General features: G+C 64.0%; 18 protein-coding genes. 3 read left to right on the forward strand and 15 right to left on the reverse strand.

Annotated elements, in window-relative coordinates; genetic code table 11:
- The first annotated feature begins 38 nt into the window (after window positions 1–38).
- Window positions 39–1649 carry a glycoside hydrolase family 43 protein gene (locus ACR65N_RS16905; RefSeq protein WP_440457956.1) on the forward strand — a complete coding sequence of 537 codons (1611 nt, stop codon included), beginning with the start codon at window positions 39–41 and terminating at the stop codon, window positions 1647–1649.
- Between the two features lie 48 nt (window positions 1650–1697).
- Here the strand turns inward: ACR65N_RS16905 and ACR65N_RS16910 are convergent, their stop codons facing one another.
- Complete coding sequence (locus ACR65N_RS16910; RefSeq protein ID WP_440457957.1) at window positions 1698–2441, reverse strand: SDR family NAD(P)-dependent oxidoreductase; 744 nt, start codon at window positions 2439–2441, stop codon at window positions 1698–1700.
- Between the two features lie 82 nt (window positions 2442–2523).
- On the opposite strand from ACR65N_RS16910, the gene ACR65N_RS16915 reads away from it, so the two are divergent.
- On the forward strand, window positions 2524–3096 hold the full coding sequence (locus ACR65N_RS16915; RefSeq protein ID WP_440457958.1) for a TetR/AcrR family transcriptional regulator: 573 nt from the start codon (window positions 2524–2526) through the stop codon (window positions 3094–3096).
- Between the two features lie 164 nt (window positions 3097–3260).
- Here ACR65N_RS16915 and guaA read toward each other — a convergent pair whose 3' ends face one another.
- The 13 genes from guaA to ACR65N_RS16980 all read right to left on the reverse strand — a co-directional run bounded on the left by guaA (window position 3261) and on the right by ACR65N_RS16980 (window position 16597).
- Window positions 3261–4838 carry a glutamine-hydrolyzing GMP synthase gene (gene guaA, locus ACR65N_RS16920; RefSeq protein ID WP_440457959.1) on the reverse strand — a complete coding sequence of 526 codons (1578 nt, stop codon included), beginning with the start codon at window positions 4836–4838 and terminating at the stop codon, window positions 3261–3263.
- A 40-nt stretch (window positions 4839–4878) separates the two neighbouring features.
- Entirely contained in the window at window positions 4879–5517 is a 639-nt protein-coding gene (locus tag ACR65N_RS16925) for a 5'-methylthioadenosine/S-adenosylhomocysteine nucleosidase (protein ID WP_440457960.1), read from the reverse strand.
- On the reverse strand, window positions 5514–5963 hold the full coding sequence (locus ACR65N_RS16930) for a PaaI family thioesterase (RefSeq protein ID WP_430306196.1): 450 nt from the start codon (window positions 5961–5963) through the stop codon (window positions 5514–5516). Before ACR65N_RS16930 ends, ACR65N_RS16925 begins: the two co-directional genes overlap by 4 nt.
- Window positions 5964–6027: 64 nt before the next feature.
- Window positions 6028–6480, reverse strand: a complete 453-nt coding sequence (locus tag ACR65N_RS16935) for a TspO/MBR family protein (RefSeq protein ID WP_440457961.1) — start codon at window positions 6478–6480, stop codon at window positions 6028–6030.
- A 37-nt stretch (window positions 6481–6517) separates the two neighbouring features.
- Entirely contained in the window at window positions 6518–7600 is a 1083-nt protein-coding gene (locus ACR65N_RS16940) for a DUF1513 domain-containing protein (RefSeq protein ID WP_440457962.1), read from the reverse strand.
- A gap of 1 nt (window position 7601) precedes the next feature.
- Window positions 7602–8711: an imelysin family protein gene (locus ACR65N_RS16945; protein ID WP_440457963.1), complete on the reverse strand. Its 1110-nt coding sequence runs from the start codon at window positions 8709–8711 to the stop codon at window positions 7602–7604.
- A complete protein-coding gene (locus tag ACR65N_RS16950) occupies window positions 8711–10243 on the reverse strand; it encodes a di-heme oxidoreductase family protein (RefSeq protein WP_440458126.1) in 1533 nt (510 codons plus the stop codon). The genes ACR65N_RS16945 and ACR65N_RS16950 overlap by 1 nt, the downstream gene beginning before the upstream one ends.
- Window positions 10244–10345: 102 nt before the next feature.
- Window positions 10346–11620, reverse strand: coding sequence for an imelysin family protein (locus tag ACR65N_RS16955; RefSeq protein ID WP_440457964.1), 1275 nt, complete (start codon window positions 11618–11620; stop codon window positions 10346–10348).
- A 146-nt stretch (window positions 11621–11766) separates the two neighbouring features.
- Window positions 11767–13047, reverse strand: coding sequence for an RsmB/NOP family class I SAM-dependent RNA methyltransferase (locus tag ACR65N_RS16960; RefSeq protein ID WP_440457965.1), 1281 nt, complete (start codon window positions 13045–13047; stop codon window positions 11767–11769).
- Window positions 13048–13116: 69 nt separating this feature from the next.
- Window positions 13117–13479, reverse strand: coding sequence for a septal ring lytic transglycosylase RlpA family protein (locus ACR65N_RS16965; RefSeq protein WP_430306560.1), 363 nt, complete (start codon window positions 13477–13479; stop codon window positions 13117–13119).
- A 394-nt stretch (window positions 13480–13873) separates the two neighbouring features.
- Window positions 13874–14743, reverse strand: coding sequence for a Rossmann-fold NAD(P)-binding domain-containing protein (locus ACR65N_RS16970; protein WP_440458127.1), 870 nt, complete (start codon window positions 14741–14743; stop codon window positions 13874–13876).
- Window positions 14740–15891, reverse strand: coding sequence for a tRNA epoxyqueuosine(34) reductase QueG (gene queG, locus ACR65N_RS16975; RefSeq protein WP_440457966.1), 1152 nt, complete (start codon window positions 15889–15891; stop codon window positions 14740–14742). The genes ACR65N_RS16970 and queG overlap by 4 nt, the downstream gene beginning before the upstream one ends.
- A gap of 13 nt (window positions 15892–15904) precedes the next feature.
- Window positions 15905–16597, reverse strand: coding sequence for a glutathione S-transferase family protein (locus tag ACR65N_RS16980; RefSeq protein WP_430306187.1), 693 nt, complete (start codon window positions 16595–16597; stop codon window positions 15905–15907).
- 155 nt (window positions 16598–16752) lie between these two features.
- Between ACR65N_RS16980 and ACR65N_RS16985 the strand changes: the two genes are divergently transcribed.
- Window positions 16753–17559 carry an undecaprenyl-diphosphate phosphatase gene (locus ACR65N_RS16985; RefSeq protein ID WP_440457967.1) on the forward strand — a complete coding sequence of 269 codons (807 nt, stop codon included), beginning with the start codon at window positions 16753–16755 and terminating at the stop codon, window positions 17557–17559.
- A gap of 84 nt (window positions 17560–17643) precedes the next feature.
- On the opposite strand, the gene ACR65N_RS16990 is transcribed toward ACR65N_RS16985, so the two are convergent.
- The gene (locus tag ACR65N_RS16990) at window positions 17644–17799 is read right to left on the reverse strand and encodes a hypothetical protein (RefSeq protein ID WP_430306185.1); all 156 of its coding nucleotides are present in this window, start codon (window positions 17797–17799) and stop codon (window positions 17644–17646) included.
- Window positions 17800–18009 lie beyond the last annotated feature (210 nt).

Here is an 18009-nt window from a genome sequence, read left to right on the forward strand (position 1 = left end):
CGGCGCTGCAGGTCGAAGACCGTGAGGAGACTGACCCAATGATCCGCAACCCCATCCTGCCCGGGTTCAATCCGGACCCGTCGATCTGCCGTGTCGGCGAGGACTATTATATCGCCACCTCCACCTTCGAGTGGTTTCCCGGCGTGCAGATCCACCATTCCCGCGACCTGGCAAACTGGACGCTGGTGCGCCGTCCGCTGGAGCGCAAGAGCCAGCTCGACATGCGCGGCAACCCGGACAGCTGCGGCGTCTGGGCGCCCTGCCTCTCCTATGCGGATGGTCTGTTCTGGCTGGTCTACACCGACGTCAAGCGGCTGGATGGCAACTTCAAGGACGCCCACAACTACATCGTCACCGCGCCGACGATCGACGGCGAGTGGTCTGACCCGATCTACGTCAACTCGTCCGGATTCGATCCGACGCTGTTCCACGACGATGACGGGCGAAAGTGGTTCCTCAACATGCAGTGGAACCACCGCACGGAGAGCTATGGCGGCGCACCGAAGCACCCGGCCTTCGACGGCATCCTGATGCAGGAATGGGATGCTGGGACAAAGAGCCTCAAGGGGCCGATCAAGAACATCTTCGCCGGCAGCCCGCTTGGCCTGGTGGAGGGCCCGCATCTCTTCAAGCGCAACGGCTGGTACTACCTGACGACCGCCGAGGGCGGAACGGGCTACAATCACGCGGTGACCATGGCGCGGTCGAAGTCGATCGACGGTCCCTACGAGATGCACCCGGACACCCATCTCATCACAGCGAAGGATGCACCCGATGCGGTGCTGCAGCGGGCCGGCCACGGGCAATATGTCGAGACGCCAGCGGGCGAGGCTTACCACACCCATCTCTGTGGGCGACCGATGCCGCCGCAGCGCCGCTGCACGCTCGGACGGGAAACTGCGTTGCAGAAATGCGTCTGGCGCGACGACTGGCTCTATCTGGAGCATGGTGGCGTGGTGCCGGCGGTCGATGTCCCGTCGCCGGGCAATGCCGAGCCTCACGCCAAGCCGAAGCGGATCGACTATCGTTTCGACGGCCCGCAGCTGCCGGACGATTTCCAGTGGCTGCGCACGCCGGAGCCGGAGAGGATCTTTTCGCTGACCGACAATCCAGGAAGCTTGAGGCTCCATGGCCGTGAAAGCATCGGCTCGTGGTTCGAGCAGGCGCTGGTCGCCCGGCGCCAGGAGCACCACAGCTTTCGCGCCGAGACGGTGGTGGACTTTGCGCCGGAAACCTATCAGCAGGCTGCCGGGCTGACGCACTACTACAACCGCCACAAGTTCCATGCGGTGGTGATTACCTGGCATGAGAAGCTCGGCCGGGTGGTGACGATCTTCTCGTGCCCCGGCGACTTTCCGCATGCGCGGATGGTCTTCCCCGTCGAGAGCGGCGAACCCGTACCCGACGGGCCGGTGCATCTGGCCATGGATATCCGCGACAACGACCTGCAGTTCTTCTTCCGCAGCGGCGAGGGCGGCAACTGGCAGCCGCTCGGCCCGCTGCTCGACGCTGGCGTCGTCTCGGACGAAGGCGGTCGCGGCGAACACGGTTCGTTCACCGGCGCCTTTGCCGGCATGTTCGCCTTCGACATTACGGGACGAGCCAAGCCGGCAGATTTCCACGGCTTCGTCTACGAGGCGCTGGCCTAAGCCGTCCGTTGCCGCCGACCTTGAAGGGATCGCTCCGTCTGTCTGTCCTTAGACGGCTGCGACGCCGCCATCCACGAACAGTTCGTGGCCAGCGACGAAGCTGCTCTCCGCGGAGGCCAGGAAGAGCACCGCGCGCGCCACCTCGTCCGGCTGCCCCAACCGCCCAAGCGGCACCCCCTGGTTAAGGGCGTCTTCCGCACCCGGTCGCGTATCGAGATAGCTACGGATAAGGCGCGTCTCTGTGCCACCCGGCGCCACGACGTTGACGCGAATGCCCCGCTCCTTGAGGTCGGTCGTCCAGCTCCGCGCAAAAGAGCGAACGGCTGCCTTGCTGGCGTTGTAAAGCGACTGGCCCGGTAGTCCTTTCGAGCCGGCGATCGAGCCATTGAGGACGATCGTACTTCCGTTGCTCATCAGCGGCAGTGCCTTCTGCACGGTAAAGACCATCCCCTTAACGTTGAGGCCGAACACGGTATCGAAGTGCGCTTCGTCGATTGCCTCAAGCGAAACGACCTCGTGAATTCCGGCATTGGCAAAAACGACATCGACCTTGTTGTGGTCACGCTCGATACGTTCGTAGAGCCTCGTCAGGTCGGCATTTTTGGTGACATCGCCTTGTACGCCGACAGAACCGTGGCCGATTTGTTTTACAGCCTCATCGAGCAGTTCCTGTCGGCGGCCGGTGATATAAACTCTGCCGCCTTCCTCAGCGAACATTTTTGCCGTTGCCAGGCCTATGCCGTCGCTTCCGCCGGTAATGACCACGACCTTGTCTTGAAAGCGCTTCACCATCTGAGTATCCTTGCTGAAGTGGAGGATTGCTCCACTTGTAATATGGAGGTATCCTCCATTTGACAAGACCGAGAAGGTAAAAATGAGCGACGACCTTGATCTGCGGGCCGATGCGCGACGCAACCGCGAACGCATTCTCATTGCGGCGGAAGAACTGTTTCTCGAGCGGGGAGTAGGCGTTGCGCTGGAGGAGGTCGCAAAGCGCGCAAACGTTGGGATCGGCACATTGTATCGCAGGTTCCCGACACGCGAGGAACTCTTGGCAGCCACCAGCAACGAGCGGTTCCTGTCGGTTGCGGCAACAAGCCGTCTGCGAGATCCGGAACACGATCCGAACACCGCCATACGGGCCTATCTTGAAGATCTAGCGATCAACACGAGCATCTACCGGAGCTTTGCCGCATCTCTCGGGACGGTCATTCAGTGCGGCACGCCCGGTTGCAATGCGATTACCGCCGAAGGCAATCGCCTGCTTCGGCGCGCGCAAGAAACTGGCATGATCCGGCCGGAAGTCACTTTCGACGACTTCATCACTGTCGTTATTGCGATTTCGATCGCGCTCGAAAAAGAGAGCTCCCCCAAATCGCGGGTTGCTCATCTGGTTGATCTGTTCCTGCACGGCATTGTCGTGCGACATGGGCCTCATTTGCCCTGACGGAACTTTCGTTTCGCGGTTGATCAACTGGGGAGAGGTCCGGCAGCGAGGCCGCCGGACGTAACCTACGCCCACCTATGATGTCTTAGGCGGCGAAATTACAATTCGAGTCCGTCACTACGTCGTAACAGCGTAGTTTCGGAAACCCGCGGCTGGCAGAAAAATCACTCCCACTCGATCGTGCCGGGCGGTTTGCTCGTCACGTCGTAGACGACGCGGTTGATGCCGCGCACTTCGTTGATGATGCGGGTTGCCGCGCGGCCGAGGAAGTTCATGTCGTAGGGGTAGAAATCCGCCGTCATGCCGTCGACCGAGGTCACCGCGCGCAGGGCGCAGACGAAGTCGTAGGTGCGGTAGTCGCCCATCACGCCGACGGTCTGGACGGGAAGCAGCACGGCAAACGCCTGCCAGATCGTGTCGTAGAGACCGGCCCTGCGGATCTCGTCGAGGTAGATCGCGTCCGCCTTGCGCAGGATGTCGAGCTTTTCGCGGGTCACGGCACCCGGGCAGCGAATGGCAAGGCCCGGACCCGGGAACGGGTGGCGGCCAATGAAGCTTTCCGGCAGGCCAAGCTCTCGGCCAAGCGCGCGCACTTCATCCTTGAACAGCTCGCGCAGCGGTTCGACGAGCTTCATGTTCATCCGCTCGGGCAGGCCGCCGACATTGTGGTGGCTCTTGATGGTGACGGAAGGACCTCCGGAGAACGAGACGCTCTCGATGACGTCGGGATAGAGCGTGCCCTGCGCCAGGAAGGCAGGCGAGCCCTTGCCGTCTGTGGCGATCTTGGCGGCTTCCGCCTCGAACACCTCGATGAACAGGCGGCCGATCGTCTTGCGCTTCACTTCCGGGTCGGAGACGCCGGCAAGCTCGGTGAGGAAAAGATCGGAGGCGTCCACGTGGACGAGCGGGATATTGTAGGCGTCGCGGAACATGCCGACGACCTGCTCGGTCTCGCCCTGGCGCATCAGGCCATGGTCGACATAGATGCAGGTCAGCTGGTCGCCGATCGCCTCGTGGATCAGAACGGCCGCGACGGAGGAATCGACGCCGCCCGACAGGCCGCAGATGACCCGCTCGGAACCGACCTGATCCTTGATCTTGCGGATCATTTCGGCGCGGTAGGCAGCCATCGTCCAGTCTGATTTGAGGCCGACGATCTTGTGCACGAAGTTCGACAGCAGCTTGGCACCGTCCGGCGTGTGCACCACTTCCGGGTGGAACATCGTCGTGTAATAGCGGCGGCTCTCGTCGGCGGCGATGGCGAAGGGTGCGTTTTCCGACGTTGCGATGACCTCGAAGCCGTCCGGCAGCTCGGTCACCCGGTCGCCGTGGCTCATCCAGACCGGGTAGCGGCCACCGGCCTCCCAGATCCCGTCGAACAGCGGGCTTTCCTTCTTGATCTCCACGTCGGCGCGGCCGAATTCGGCAGCATGGCCGCCTTCGACAACACCGCCGAGCTGGGTGCAGAGCGTCTGCTGGCCATAGCAGATGCCGAGGATCGGCACACCCGTCTCGAAGACTTCCTGCGGCGCGCGCGGCGAACCTTCAGCCGTTACCGAAGCCGGGCCGCCGGAGAAGATGACGCCCTTCGGCTGCATCTTCAGGAAGGCTTCGCGGGCGTTCTGGAACGGATGGATCTCGCAATAGACCCCGGCTTCACGAATGCGGCGCGCAATCAGCTGCGTCACCTGGCTGCCGAAATCGATGATGAGGATGCTGTCGGGGTGCGCTATCTGGGTCATGGCGAGCCTTTAATGAAGGTTTGCATTTTTTGCAACTCCGTCAGGGCCGCAATTCGCCCGTTTGCAGGGCCGCGACCAGCCGATCAACGGCGGTCGCCAGCTTCTCGTCGATCACGTGCAGGTATTCGGTCCAGTCGCCGACATGGCGCAGCTCCGCCTTTCCATCGGAAATTCCCCGCAGTGCGACGAGCGGGATGTTGAACATCTGGCAGCTGCGCAGAACGGCAAAGCTCTCCATGTCGACCATCTCCGCCTCGATTGCATCATAGGCGGCGCCGGAGACGATGTTGGCGCCGGTCGACAGTGTGGCGCGGCCGAGGCCGGGGATCACATGGGGCAGCGGGACTGCTGCCGGCAGGTCGAGGAACGGTGTGCGGCCCTTCTCGAAACCGAGCGGCGAGGCATCCATGTCGCGATAGGCGACCGAGGAGGCCTGGTAGATCTCCGTCTGCTCCAGGACCCGCGAGCCGGCCGAGCCGAGCGAGACAACAAGATCTGGCAGAAGATCGCCGACCGCCAGCGCCGAGAGGCAGGCCGACACCGAGACGGCGGCTTCCACCGGTCCGACGCCTGTGATCAGCGGTTGGAAACGCGCCTGCAGATGCGGTCCATACTCCGCCTGCGCTGCCATGACGAACAGCACGGATCTGCCGCCGATGCGGCTTGGCTCGATCGTCATCCGCTGATGTCCTGGCGTCCGCGGATCACCATCATGCTGCCGCTCATCGAGGCGATCAGCTTTGCCGGCCCGTCGCCGATCGCATAGGCTCGGCCGTCGGCGACGATGATGGTGGAACCCGGCTTGGTAATCTCGCCGCGAAACAGAAAACGCTCCCCACGACCGGGCGACATCAGGTTGACCTTGAACTCGATGGTGAGGATGGAGGCTTCCGGCTCGATGACCGTATAGGCCGCGTAGCCGCAGGCGGCGTCGAGACCGGCGGCGATCACGCCCGCGTGCAGGAAGCCGTGCTGCTGGGTCAGCTTGACGTCGAATGGCATCTCGATCTCGACCGTCGCCTGTTCGATGCGCGTTAGTTCGGCGCCGATCGTGCGCATCGCCTCCTGCCGCTCGAAGCTTCGCTTCACCCGCGCGCGGAAATCTCCCGGATCTATGCCGTCCATGCCCTGCCCATCCTGTTCGCAACCGCGAAACTCGCACGCCCGCCGTCTTGCTGCAAGCGACGCCTCAGTTGAGGACGAACAGCGACAGATTGAGAAGCGTCGCGAACCCCACCCAGACTGCATAGGGGACAAACAGCAGCGCGCTGATACGGTCCCGGTGCCAGCTCGCGCGGATGAAGACGAGGATGGCGGCGAGCAGCGGAACGATGACGATGAGCCCGAGGATCGTGCTTTCGGCGCCGAAGAAGGCGGGCGTCCAGAGGAAGTTCAGGGCCATCTGGCCGAACCACAGCTGCATGCGGCTAGATGCGGGGTGGGCGAGCCAGGTGCGGGCACCGGCAATGCCGATCAGCACGTAGAGCGCGCTCCACACCGGGCCGAAGATCCAGTTGGGCGGGTTGAATGGAGGCTTGGCGAGAGACTGGTACCAGGCACCGGGAATATTGGCGACGCCGATCAGCGCCCCGAGCCCGACGACGACGGCGATGAACAGCACGTGGATGAGGATTTTCTTCATGGCCGTCATCTAGGGCGTTGGCCAAGCTTCGCCAGCGTTAACCGAGGCGTACCAGGTGCTGATCCCAGGCAAGCTCGGAACGTGTCTCGGCAAGCCTTCCGGTGTAGGATGAGACGGCGATGCCATCGGGTGACGGCGCCACGCCCGCCGCATCCGCAACCCTCTGCTCCGAGACGACGGTCCCCGACCGAGCATCGAGAATGACCGCCGCATTGCCCTTCGGCGAGGTCAGCCCGACGAGCCCGGCCTTCCGATTGACGGCAATCGCCCCGACATAGTTCGCAAGCAGCCGCGTCGTTCTCTCCGGCAGGTCGACGAAGCGCAGGTCTTCGCCTGGCGAGAAATGGCCGGCAAGCGGCGGCAGGTCGCTGCGCGGTCCCTCGTACTGGCAGGCGAACCAGATCCGGCCAGCTTCGTCCAGATCCAGGTGGCGTGTCGACAGCTGCCGCAGCGCATCGGGCAGGGTGTGCCGCTGCATCGTTTCGCCTGTGCGGGCATCGATGATCGCCAGCGATGGCACCATGCTGTCGAGGTTGAGCTTGGTGCGGCCGAAATCCGGATGCGTCTCGATACCGCCATTGGCGACGATCAGCAGCCGGCCATCGTCGGACACCGTCATGTCGTGCGTGCCGATGCCGCCGGCCTCGAACTCCCCGACCCGGGTGAAATCGCCGTCTGCATCATAGAGCCCGATGACGCCGCGATTGCCGTCGAAATCGTTCTCGCTCGCATAGAGGATGCGGCCGTCCGGCGAAAAATGGCCGTGCCCGTAAAAGTGCCGGCCCTCCGGGGCATGGATGACGACCGGCCTTGTGCGGTTCGCCGGGTCGAAAATCATCGCGAAGGTGCCGGGTCGCCGGGCAAAGGCGACAGCTCTGCCACTCGCCCGGCAGAATGCCAGGCCATGTGCCCGTGACGGCAGGTCGATGCGGTCGATCACCTCGCCGCGTTCGCTGATCGTGGCAATGCCGAAACTGCCATTGGGTGAGCGGAAGCCCGCGGCATAGACGCTGTCGGCCCGCTCGAGCGCCAGCAACTGGCGCGGTGCGAGCGCCGACAGGAAGCCGATACCGGCGGCCCGAACGAAACTGCGACGGTCGATGGCGCCGCTGCGGATCATCTCAGTCTCCGTCGGAAAACGAGAAACCGGCCCCGAGCCCGAGACCGCCGCCGAGCTTGTCGTTGAGCCGCAGGATCAGGTCCCGGGACGTCTGCAGCAGGGCATCCAGCTTCTGTCGCTGCTCCGGCTGGGCGACCGCAATCTCTACCTCCGGATTGACCGTCGAGACCACATGCAGCAGCGCGTCCAGATCCGCATCGATCGAGGCGACGATGGGTTGCTGGTCGGGCTTCAGCAGTTCCTCGATATCGGAGGTGTCGAGCAGCATCCGGATACCCTTGAGGTTCGCGGCAAGCATCGGGAAGGTGAGATCGGAGCGCCAGAACAGCGCCTGACGCGGAAAGGTCTTGCCGTTTTCGCCCTTGTAGAAGGTCTCGATCCGCTGATCGCGCACGGTCTCGGCGGCATGGACCAGTATCCCCAGCAATTCGGTGATCGCCTCGCCGGCATCGTAGAAGCTGGCGCTTTCGCGGCCGGGGTTCTTCCAGTCGTTCTGCACGCCGTCCGGCTCGTCCCACAGCCGCGCCAGTTCGGTCGCCACCCGTTGCATGTTGCCGGCAACCGCCAGAGCGTAGCGGCAGCGGAAACCGTTGGGCTGCGTCGACAGGGTTTCGGCGTCTGTGCCGTAGAGCAGGAATTCCAATGCTCCCAGTCCCTGCATGGCAACGCTCTTGGTCGATAATCCGTCGGGCGTCGTGACGATGTCGTCCGGCTTGGCAAGCAGCGCCTGCACCTGGCGCAGGCCGGTTCCCTTGCGGTCGGGATAGAAGAGGATGCGTTCGAAGCGCGCCTCGTCGATCACCGGCCCGACCCGAACGATCTCGATCTGCCCCCAGTCGAGGGCGGCCGTCTCGAACGCGTGGCGCGCAGCATTCAGTTCGTCCTCCGAGGGCGATGAGCAGAGGTGCAGCATGCTGTCGGTAAGCGTGGCGCTCGAAGCGGCAAATCGCCGATAGCCCGGCCGAATGAAGCCGTCGACCACCTTGGCCATCACCGTCTTCGCCTGGTCCATCGTCAACTGCGGCGCCGCGGCGGGCGGGGCATCCTGCGCCAGGGTGGAGGAGGTCGAGACCAGCGCGGCCATGAGGAATGCGGCAATCAGTCTGCGCATCAGAGCGACTCCAGAAATGCGAGAAGGGCCTCGCGGTCCTTGCGTGTCAGTGCAGCGAAGGCATCCCGGGCGGCGCCTGCCTCCCCGCCGTGCCACAGGATGGCTTCCGTGAGGCTGCGGGCTCGCCCGTCGTGCAGGAAGAAGGTATGGCCGCTGACGGCCTCCGTGAGCCCTATACCCCAGAGCGGCTGCGTGCGCCACTCACGACCGCCGGCAGCACCGACCACCTGGCCATCCGCCAGACCTTCGCCCATGTCGTGCAGGAGGAAGTCCGAATACGGCCAGATCAGCTGGAAGGCCTGCGCCTTGTCCGCGGCATCACGGCGGGTGACGTATTTCGGTATATGGCACGCAGGGCACCCAGCCGCATAGAACTGCGCCTTGCCGCTAAGGACGGTCGGATCGCCAACATCGCGGCGCACCGGCACCGCAAGATTTTGCGAGTAGAAGGTCACAAGCTCCATGACCGGATCCGGCGCCTCGCTGCTGCCGAGACGGGGTTGGACGCCGGTCGGCAGCGCCCTGCAGTCGACTTCGGCAAGGGTGCAGTCGCCGAACGGGTCCGGCCGATCGGGTGTCGACAGGCCGAGATCCGCCGAAAACGCCAGGGCGACCTGGTCGCGCACCGTGGCGCTCTGCGCTTTTGCGCCGAAGCGGCCGAGCGCAAGCCGGTCCGTGCGGTGGTCGCGCACGATTGCCGGCCGACCGGAGATACCATCGCCGTCGTCATCATCTGGATCCGCATGGGCGACGATGTCCGCCTCCGGGATCGCCTCGATGAGCCCCATGCCAAGCATCGGTGGAGCAACCCGCGGCGACAGAGTGGTTTCGGCATCGAGTGGCCCGTAAGCCAGCTTGCCGAGCGAGTAGGAAGGCCGGCGCAGCGACACCACAGTGCCGTCGCCGAGCGTCACCGGCTGTTCCACGTATCCGATCTGCATCTCGCCCTCGGCGCTGAGCCCCGGAGCGGCAAGATCCTGCAACTGCTCGCCGTAGATCGGGTCGCCGAAGTTCGGCGCGGCGTGCCGCTCGAACGCTGCCCGCTCCTCCGCCGTCCGCGCCGGCCGGGCTAGCCGCAGCAGCATCGAGGTATGGTCCGCAGCCCCTTCGGGCGGATGCCCGCGGCCGTTGCGGATGTGGCAGCTCTGGCAGGCGCGGGCATTGTAGAGGGGCCCGAGCCCGTCCGACGCCTGCGTCGAGGAGGGGGCGGCCACCCAGAGTTTTGAAAACAGCGCGCTGCCGAGCGCAAAGTCCTGCCGCTCGGGGAAGGGTATGGTCGACGACGGATGCGAGAACGCCGCTGCATTGATCCGGGCATTGGAAGATCCGGCGCCACCGGCCATCGTTTCGAAAGGCTCCGGTCTGGAAAAATCAGCGGTCGGGAGTACCACCGACGTCACCCGCGCGGCGTCCGCCGAGGAGAGATCGGCGCGCGGGCCAAATAGCCCCGAGAAGTCGGCATCAGTGGCAAACGCAAAGCCTAACCCTGCGCCGGAAAGCCCGCCACCGGCGAGCGACAGGCTCAGCAACATGGCTCTGAGGCCGGTTCTGGAGAGGGCGCTGTCAACCCGACGCTTGAGCATCTCGTCTCTGGGGCCGGCGGGAGCGATCTCCCGACGGCCGGCTCCGGTGGCTTACTGGAAGACCGCGTTCGGGTTGTCGAGGCTGTCCGATCCCTCGAGCTTCACCGTGCCGAGATCAAGCGCCGTGACGATCCGCTCGACCGTCTTCGTCTGGTCGATCAATCCGTCAATGGCCGCCTGAACGGTGGCGTTGCCCTCCGCATTGCCCTCGCCGATCATCTGGTCGTAGGCTTCGCCCTTCGCCGCACGATCGGCCATCGCCTGCATCGCCGATAGCGTCTTGTCGAGCTTGGCCGTCATCTCCTTGTCGAGTGCCGGATCCTTGGCCTTCACGAGATCGGACAGCGACGCGCCGGTCAGCTTCTGACCGTCGAGGCGCGTGTAGGTGCCGTTGTAGGCCGAAGCGATGCCGATCGCATCGTTGAGGTGCGAGGCATGGGTATTGTCGGAAAAGCAGTCGTGCTCCTCTTCCGGATCATGCAGCAGCAGGCCGAGCTTCATCCGCTCGCCGGCCAGTTCGCCGTAGGAGAGGGAGCCCATGCCGGTGAGGATGGCCGTGAGGCCCTGCTTGGGATCAGCGGTTACCGCCTTCGTCGCTTCGCCGGCCGGCGCCCAGGCGGCGACCATTTCCTGCAGATCCTGCACCAGGAGCGTCGAGGCGGACTTCAGGTAGTCGGCGCGCCGGTCGCAATTGCCGTGCGTGCACTGTGCCTTGTCGTAATCGGTGAATGGCCGTTCACCGGCCCCTGGGCCGGTGCCGTGCAGATCCTGGCCCCAGAGCAGGAATTCGATGGCGTGGTAGCCGGTCGCGACGTTCGCCTCCACTTCGCCGGCTTCGTGCAGGCTGCGGATGAAGTCCGGCGTGATCTTTGAGGCGTCGATCGTCTCGCCGTTCACCGAGATCTTCGGGTTGGCGATGACATTGGCAGTGAAGTAGGCGTTGGCGTCGCTTTCCGTGCCATAGGCCGGATCGACGTAGTCGATGAGCCCTTCGTCGAGCGGCCAGGCGTTGACCCGGCCTTCCCAGTCGTCGACCAGCGGATTGCCGAAGCGGTAGACTTCCGTCTGCTGATAGGGGACGCGTGCGGCGATCCACGCCTTGCGGGCCGCAGCCATGGTCTCCGCCGAGGGCTTGGCGATCAGCGCATCGACCGCCTTGTCGAGCGTCTGCGCGGTCGTCAGCGCATCCTGAAATTTCGCATGCGCCAGGTCGGCGTAATGAGTGAGAACCGCGGCCGGCTCGGCAGCCGCCGATGGCGTGGCAATCGCGGAAGCCGAAGCCACCAGCGCAGCCACGCTCGCTTTCAAGATCATCGTGCGGATCATAATCCCTCCTGCGGCAGTCTCTTGGCCGTCAGTCGTTGTCATGACCGATGATGATACTGGTGTCAAACAATCTAGTTTAGAACGCTTTCAGCCTACCGGGATGCCATGCGCGGAGCTGCCGCGCCGGCCACGAGCAAAGGCTTCTGTCAGGCGGATTTCTGCATGCGGCAGAAGAAGAAACCGTCGGTTCCGGTCAGTGCCGGGCTGAGCGTCAGGCTGCGGCCATCCGGTGCATGCGGCTTCGGTGCGTCGGCACCGAACAGCGTCTTCCAGACGGGCATCACGGGCACGGGGCTGAAGGACGGATTGTCCGAACAGAAGCGGGCGATCTGCTGGTCGTTCTCTTCCGGCAGCACGGAGCAGGTGACATAGATCAGCGCGCCGCCGGGGCGGACATAGCGGGCCGCGGAGGTCAGTGCGTCGAGCTGCTGCTCCTGGCGTTCCTCGATGTTCTTCGGCGTCAGTCGCCATTTCGTATCCGGCCGGCGCCGCCATGTGCCGGTGCCGGTGCAGGGTGCGTCGACCAGGACCGCATCGAGGCGGTTCTCGAATGTAGTGAGGTCGCGGGCATCATCGTGAACCTGCACGTTTCGGGTGCCGGCCCGGCGCAGGCGCTCGATGATCGGCGCCAGACGCTTGCGGTCCGCATCGTAGGCGTGCACCTGGCCCTTGTTGTTCATGGCTGCCGACAGAGCCAGCGTCTTGCCGCCCCCACCGGCGCAATAGTCAAGAACCTGCTGGCCCTCGGCCGGCTGTACCAGATCGGCGACGATCTGCGATCCTTCGTCCTGAACTTCAAACCAGCCCTTCTGGAACGAAAGCTCGGCGGTGACGTTGGGAAGACGCGAGGCACCTTCGCCTGCGGGGATGCGCACCCCATGCCGGGCGATTGTCGTGGGTCGAGCGCCGGATCTGTCGAGCGCCTTGACGACCTTGTCGCGCGACGCCTTGAGCGTGTTGGCGCGCAGGTCGAGGGTCGGCCGGCCAGCCATGGCCTGGGCTTCGATGAGCCAGCGGTCGCCGAAGCACCGTTCGAAGGAGGCGACGAGCCAATCCGGGATGTCGGCCTGGACGTTCGGCGGTGCATCTTCAAGCGATCGCGTCGCAAGGCCCGAGAAGTCAGGCAGGGCCGGCGCGAACTTGTCGTCCTGGAGTTCTGCGGAAAGCGTCTCCGGCGTATAGCCCCACTGGCGAAGCAGGACAGCATGGACCAGTGCCGTTTCGCTGTCGTCCTGCATCAGCCAGGCGTGGGAAAGCCGCATGCGCAACGCGTCATAGACGAGGTTGCCGATTGCCGCGCGGTCGCCCGAGCCGGCAAAACGATGCGACAGCCCCCAGTCCTTGAGGGCGTCTGCCACCGGACGTCGTCTGTTCTCGACATCCGTCAACACTTCGATGGCTGCTGCCATCCGTCCGCCCAACCGCATGCTGCGCTCCCCTGATTGCTCATGCGGCGTGTAAACGCGATCCTTGGCCAGAGCAAGGCCGAGGCCTGATCAGCTCATGACCTCGTAGCAAACCTGCGCGGTTCCGGACGAGACCATGCCGATGTTCTGCGCGGCGGCCTTCGAAAGGTCGAGCACGCGGCCGCGGATGAACGGGCCCCGATCGTTGACGCGGACGACGACCGTCTTGCCGTTCCGCTTGTTGGTGACCCGCAGCTTGGTGCCGAAGCCGAGCGACTTGTGCGCCGCTGTGAGCTTGGACGGGTTCATCCGTTCGCCCGACGCGGTCTTGGACGTCAGGGCATACCAGGAGGCGTGACCACAACCTGGCGCAGCGTTGGCGGATGCGGTGCCGATGAGCGAAGTGCATGCGATGGCTGCCGCGGCAAAAATTGAACTTTTGATGAGCTTCAAATCGAGGTGTCCCCTGTCAAGCAACTGCAATTTCGTGTGCGGCGGGCTTAAGCAGGGTCAAAAAAGGCAGAAACGTGGGCGTCGCGATCACGCAATATTAATGGATGTAACATTCGTGATAGGAAGCCGGCTAAGTAATACTACGTGTTCGGACGGAAAAAGTTCAACGGAATCAGTCATGAACTGGAATGGCATTCCGGCATGAATCGGGTCTGTCTCTGGATCACGAAAGAACGCGAAAAAAATTTGTTCGGCGGGTGCGAGAACTGCCTAAATTCAGCAAATTTCTGGGCACGTTGCCGCAGATCTTAAGAATGGATGACCGGATAGAGCCGCCAAGTAGGAATTTTCATCTTTTGAAGAGCGCCGATGTCTCGCCCGGAGATGGTGGGTTTCAGCCGCTCCAGCGGCCGCTCGTCCAGAGATCGCCAAGCGATGCGCGATATTCGGGATAACGGAACTGAAATCCCAGGTTGCGGATCTTCCGGTTCGAGACACGCTTGTTCTCGCCGTAAAAGGAGCGCGCCATGGGCGTCAGTTCAGCCGTCTCGAACGCCTGTTCGGCGGGCGCGTCGATGCCCATCAGCCGTGCCGCTTCGCTCACCACATCCTGCGGTGGGGCCGGCTCGTCGTCGGTGATGTTGAAGATGCCGGATACCTGCCGCGCGCTGAGAAAAAGGCTTGCCGCTCCGATGTCTTCGACCCGGATGCGGTTGAACACCTGGCCGGGCTTGACGAGACGCCGGGCGGTGCCCTGCGAAAGATTGACGAACCCGTTGCGGCCTGGGCCGTAGATGCCAGACAGGCGGAGCACCGCGACCGGAACATCGGCGCGCTTGCCGGCGTCGCACCAGCCGGTTTCGGCCGCCACGCGCTCGACGGAGCGTCTTGAGACAGGCCGGCATGGCGTCTCTTCATCCACCCAGGCGCCGCCGTGATCGCCATAGACGCCGACGGTGGACAGGTAGGCGGCCCAGCAAAGCTTGGGGAAATAGCGACGCAGGTCGCCTCCGGTCAGCATCAGCAGCGGATCGCCGGCCGATCCCGGCGCGATCGACTGGACCAGATGCGTCGCCTGCGCCATCGCCGCTTCCAGCTCGGCAGACAGGCGCATGCCGTCAAACAGCAAAGGTATGATGTGCTGCTGCTGCAGGCTCTCCAGCCTGTCTGCGCTTCGGCTCGTGCCGGCGACCGCAAAGCCGGCTGCCCGGGCGTGCGCGGCGATCGCCTGGCCGGAGTAACCGGCGCCGAAGATCATCATCATGCGCTGCATTCCGCTCTCTGCCACTCGGCCTCCACCTCCGGCTCGTCCTGGTTCCGTGAAACGGCAAGCTGGCGGAACTGTTCCGGCCGCATCAGCCTCCCGAGCGCCCAGACCGCCATGCCGCGCACGACCGGCGAGCCGTCCTCCATGAGGCGCAGGCAGGGGTCGATCAGATCTTCCCTGCCTGAATTGCCGGCGGCGATCAGCACGTTGCGGACGAAACGGTCGCGGCCGATGCGCTTGACCGGCGAACCGCTGAAGAAACTCCGGAAGGCTGCGTCGTTGAGCGTCAGGAGAAAGGCGATCGACGGCTCCTTCAGATCCTCGCGCGCCCGCAGCTTCATCTCCGCGGCGCTGGCGGCAAACTTGTTCCAGGGGCAGGCTGCCAGACAGTCGTCGCAGCCGTAGATGCGGTTGCCGATCAGCGGCCGCAGGGCAGGATCGATCGGCCCCTTGTGCTCGATCGTCAGGTAGGAGATGCAGCGCCGCGCGTCGATCTTGTATGGCGCCGGAAAGGCGTTTGTCGGGCAGGCGTCCAGGCAGGCGCGGCAGGAGCCGCAATGATCGCGCTCGGCGGCGTCGATCTCGAGATCCGCCGTCGTGAACAGGCTGCCGAGGAAGAGCCAGGAGCCGTGGCTGCGGCTGACGAGGTTGGTGTGCTTGCCCTGCCAGCCAAGGCCGGCCGCCTCCGCCAGCGGCTTCTCCATCACTGGCGCCGTGTCGACGAACACCTTGACGTCCTCGCCGGCCCGCGCGGCAAACCGCGTCGCGACTTCCTTTAGCCGTCCCTTGATGACGTCGTGGTAGTCACGATTGCGCGCATAGACGGAAATCGCCGCCCGATCGGTCTTCGTCAGGATGCCGCGCGGATCTTCGTCCGGTCCGTAGTTGAGGCCGAACATGACAATCGAGCGCACGTCGCTCCAAAGGACCCGGGGATCGCCGCGGCGGGCCTGCGTTTCTTCCATCCACGCCATGCTGCCGTGGCGGCCGGCGGCGATGAACTCGGCCAGCCGCTCGGGTGCCCTGGGGATCGCGTCCGGCAGCGTCACCCGACAGAGATCGAACCCCTGCACCAGGGCTTCCGCGCGCAGGAATGCCGTCAGCTTGCGTTTCCGCTCCGCCTGCTTGTCGGACGGTGCGGGCATCGCGGGCTGTGTGTCAGAAGTCGAGATCCGCATAGTGAGATACCGGCGTGATACCGCGGATGCGCTCCGCGAGCAGCGGTCGGAAGGACGGCCGCGATTTCAGCCTCTGATACCACTCCTTGGCGACCGGTGTCTCCTGCCAATCGATCTCGCCCAGATAGTCGAGTACCGAGATGGAGGCCGCGGCAGCGAGATCCGCGTAGCTCAGCCGTTCGCCGGCAAGCCAGGTGCGCGATGCGGCAAGCCAGGAGAGATATTTCATGTGCTGGCGGATATTGGCGCGCGACGTGCGCAGCACCTTGGAATCCGGCGCGCCGCCACCCTGGGCATTGCTCATCTGCAGCTTGTAGACGCGCTCGCGTGTCAGCGGCCGGGTCACGTCCTGTTCCATCTTCTGCAGGAACCACTCCGTCAGCCGGCGGATCTCGGCACGCTGGAATGGATCTTCCGCCAGAAGACGCCTGTCGCGTTTCAGCACGCCGTGCGTCTCGTCGAGGAATTCGAGAAGCACAGAGGGACCACACAGCACGCGCATGCTGTCGTCCACATAGACGGGCAGCGAACCGGACGGATTGAGAGCCAGGAACTCCCTGCGCTTTTCCCAGGTCTGCTCTTCGACCAGATCCGTCTGAAAGCCGTATTCCGCCAGTATCAGCCGGACGAAGCGCGACGCAGACGACATGGGATGATGATAGAGAGTGGGCATCGGTACTCGGAGTGGAAAATTGTTGCTATAAGCTTGAATCGCACGCGATCACCAAAGCCGGAATGTGGCTGACATAAGGCGGAGCGGTGGGTTTGGTAGGCCAATGTCGCGCTTTACCCACTATAGTAATCATCCCTGTTAACAAAGGATCAAGAATGGCGGACCAGTCCATCGTCAGCGCCCTCGTCCTCGGACTCATCGAAGGCCTGACTGAATTCATCCCCGTCTCGTCGACCGCCCACGTGCTTCTGGCCGGCCAGTTTCTCGGCTTTCAGTCGCCCGGCAATACCTTCGCCGTTCTCATCCAGCTCGGCGCCATCCTGGCGATCCTGCTCGTCTATGCCCGCAAGCTCACCCAGATAGCCCTCAGCCTGCCGAGCAGCGTCCAGTCGCGCCGCTTCGTGCTGACGGTGCTTGTCGGCTTCCTGCCGGCTGCCGTCATCGGTGCATTTGCGCACGACTTCATCAAGACCGTCCTGTTCGAGACGCCGCTGTTGATCTGCGTCATGCTGATCGTCGGTGGTTTCATCCTCCTGGCCGTCGACCGGATGAAGCTCGAGCCGCGCTACACGGACGTGATGGATTATCCGCCGTCACTCGCCCTGAAGATCGGCTTCTTCCAGTGCCTGGCGATGATCCCCGGCACCTCGCGCTCGGGCGCCACCATCGTCGGCTCGCTGCTGCTCGGCACGGACAAGCGCTCGGCGGCGGAATTCTCTTTCTTCCTCGCCATGCCGACGATGGTCGGCGCCTTCGCGCTCGATCTCTACAAGAACCGCGACATCCTGAGCTTCGACGATCTCGGCATCATCGCCGTGGGCTTCGTCGCCGCCTTCGTGACGGCGCTCTTCGTTGTGCGTTTTCTTCTGGATTTCGTTGCCAGCCGCGGCTTTGCGCCTTTTGCCTACTGGCGTATTGCCGTCGGCACCGTCGGGCTGATCGCCCTGCTGGTCTTCAACTGAAGACAATCGTCTTGAGTGGGAACTTCTAAAGCTCAGGCGGACCGGCCGGTCCGCCTCGAAGGCCCGAGGGCCAAAGGTGACGGCTCAGCGAGCCGTGATCGAACCCGTGCTGCACGGATCGACGCCATAGGCGGGTGCGCAGGCGGTCTTGTTGGCCGCAACCGTGCCAGGCGCCAGGAAGGAGCCTGCAAGAATAACCAGTGCCGCACACGCAAAAAACAGTGCGATGGACTTGCCCATGGAGGAATGCCTTTCGGAGAATGATGTGAGTGTCGCGGCGCTGACGAGGTCTCGCTCGGCTTCCGGGGTTTACGAGCCGTCGCCCAGGAATTCAATAGAGCAACTTGCTGAAGCCGCGGTTAACGCAAGCCTGTTGGCGGATGCGTCATTTGTGTCACATCAGGATGTTGGCATGTGAGGCGAAGCGCAGCGCCTGCCTCACATGCTCCG

It is taken from the genome of Rhizobium sp. SAFR-030 (assembly GCF_059415005.1).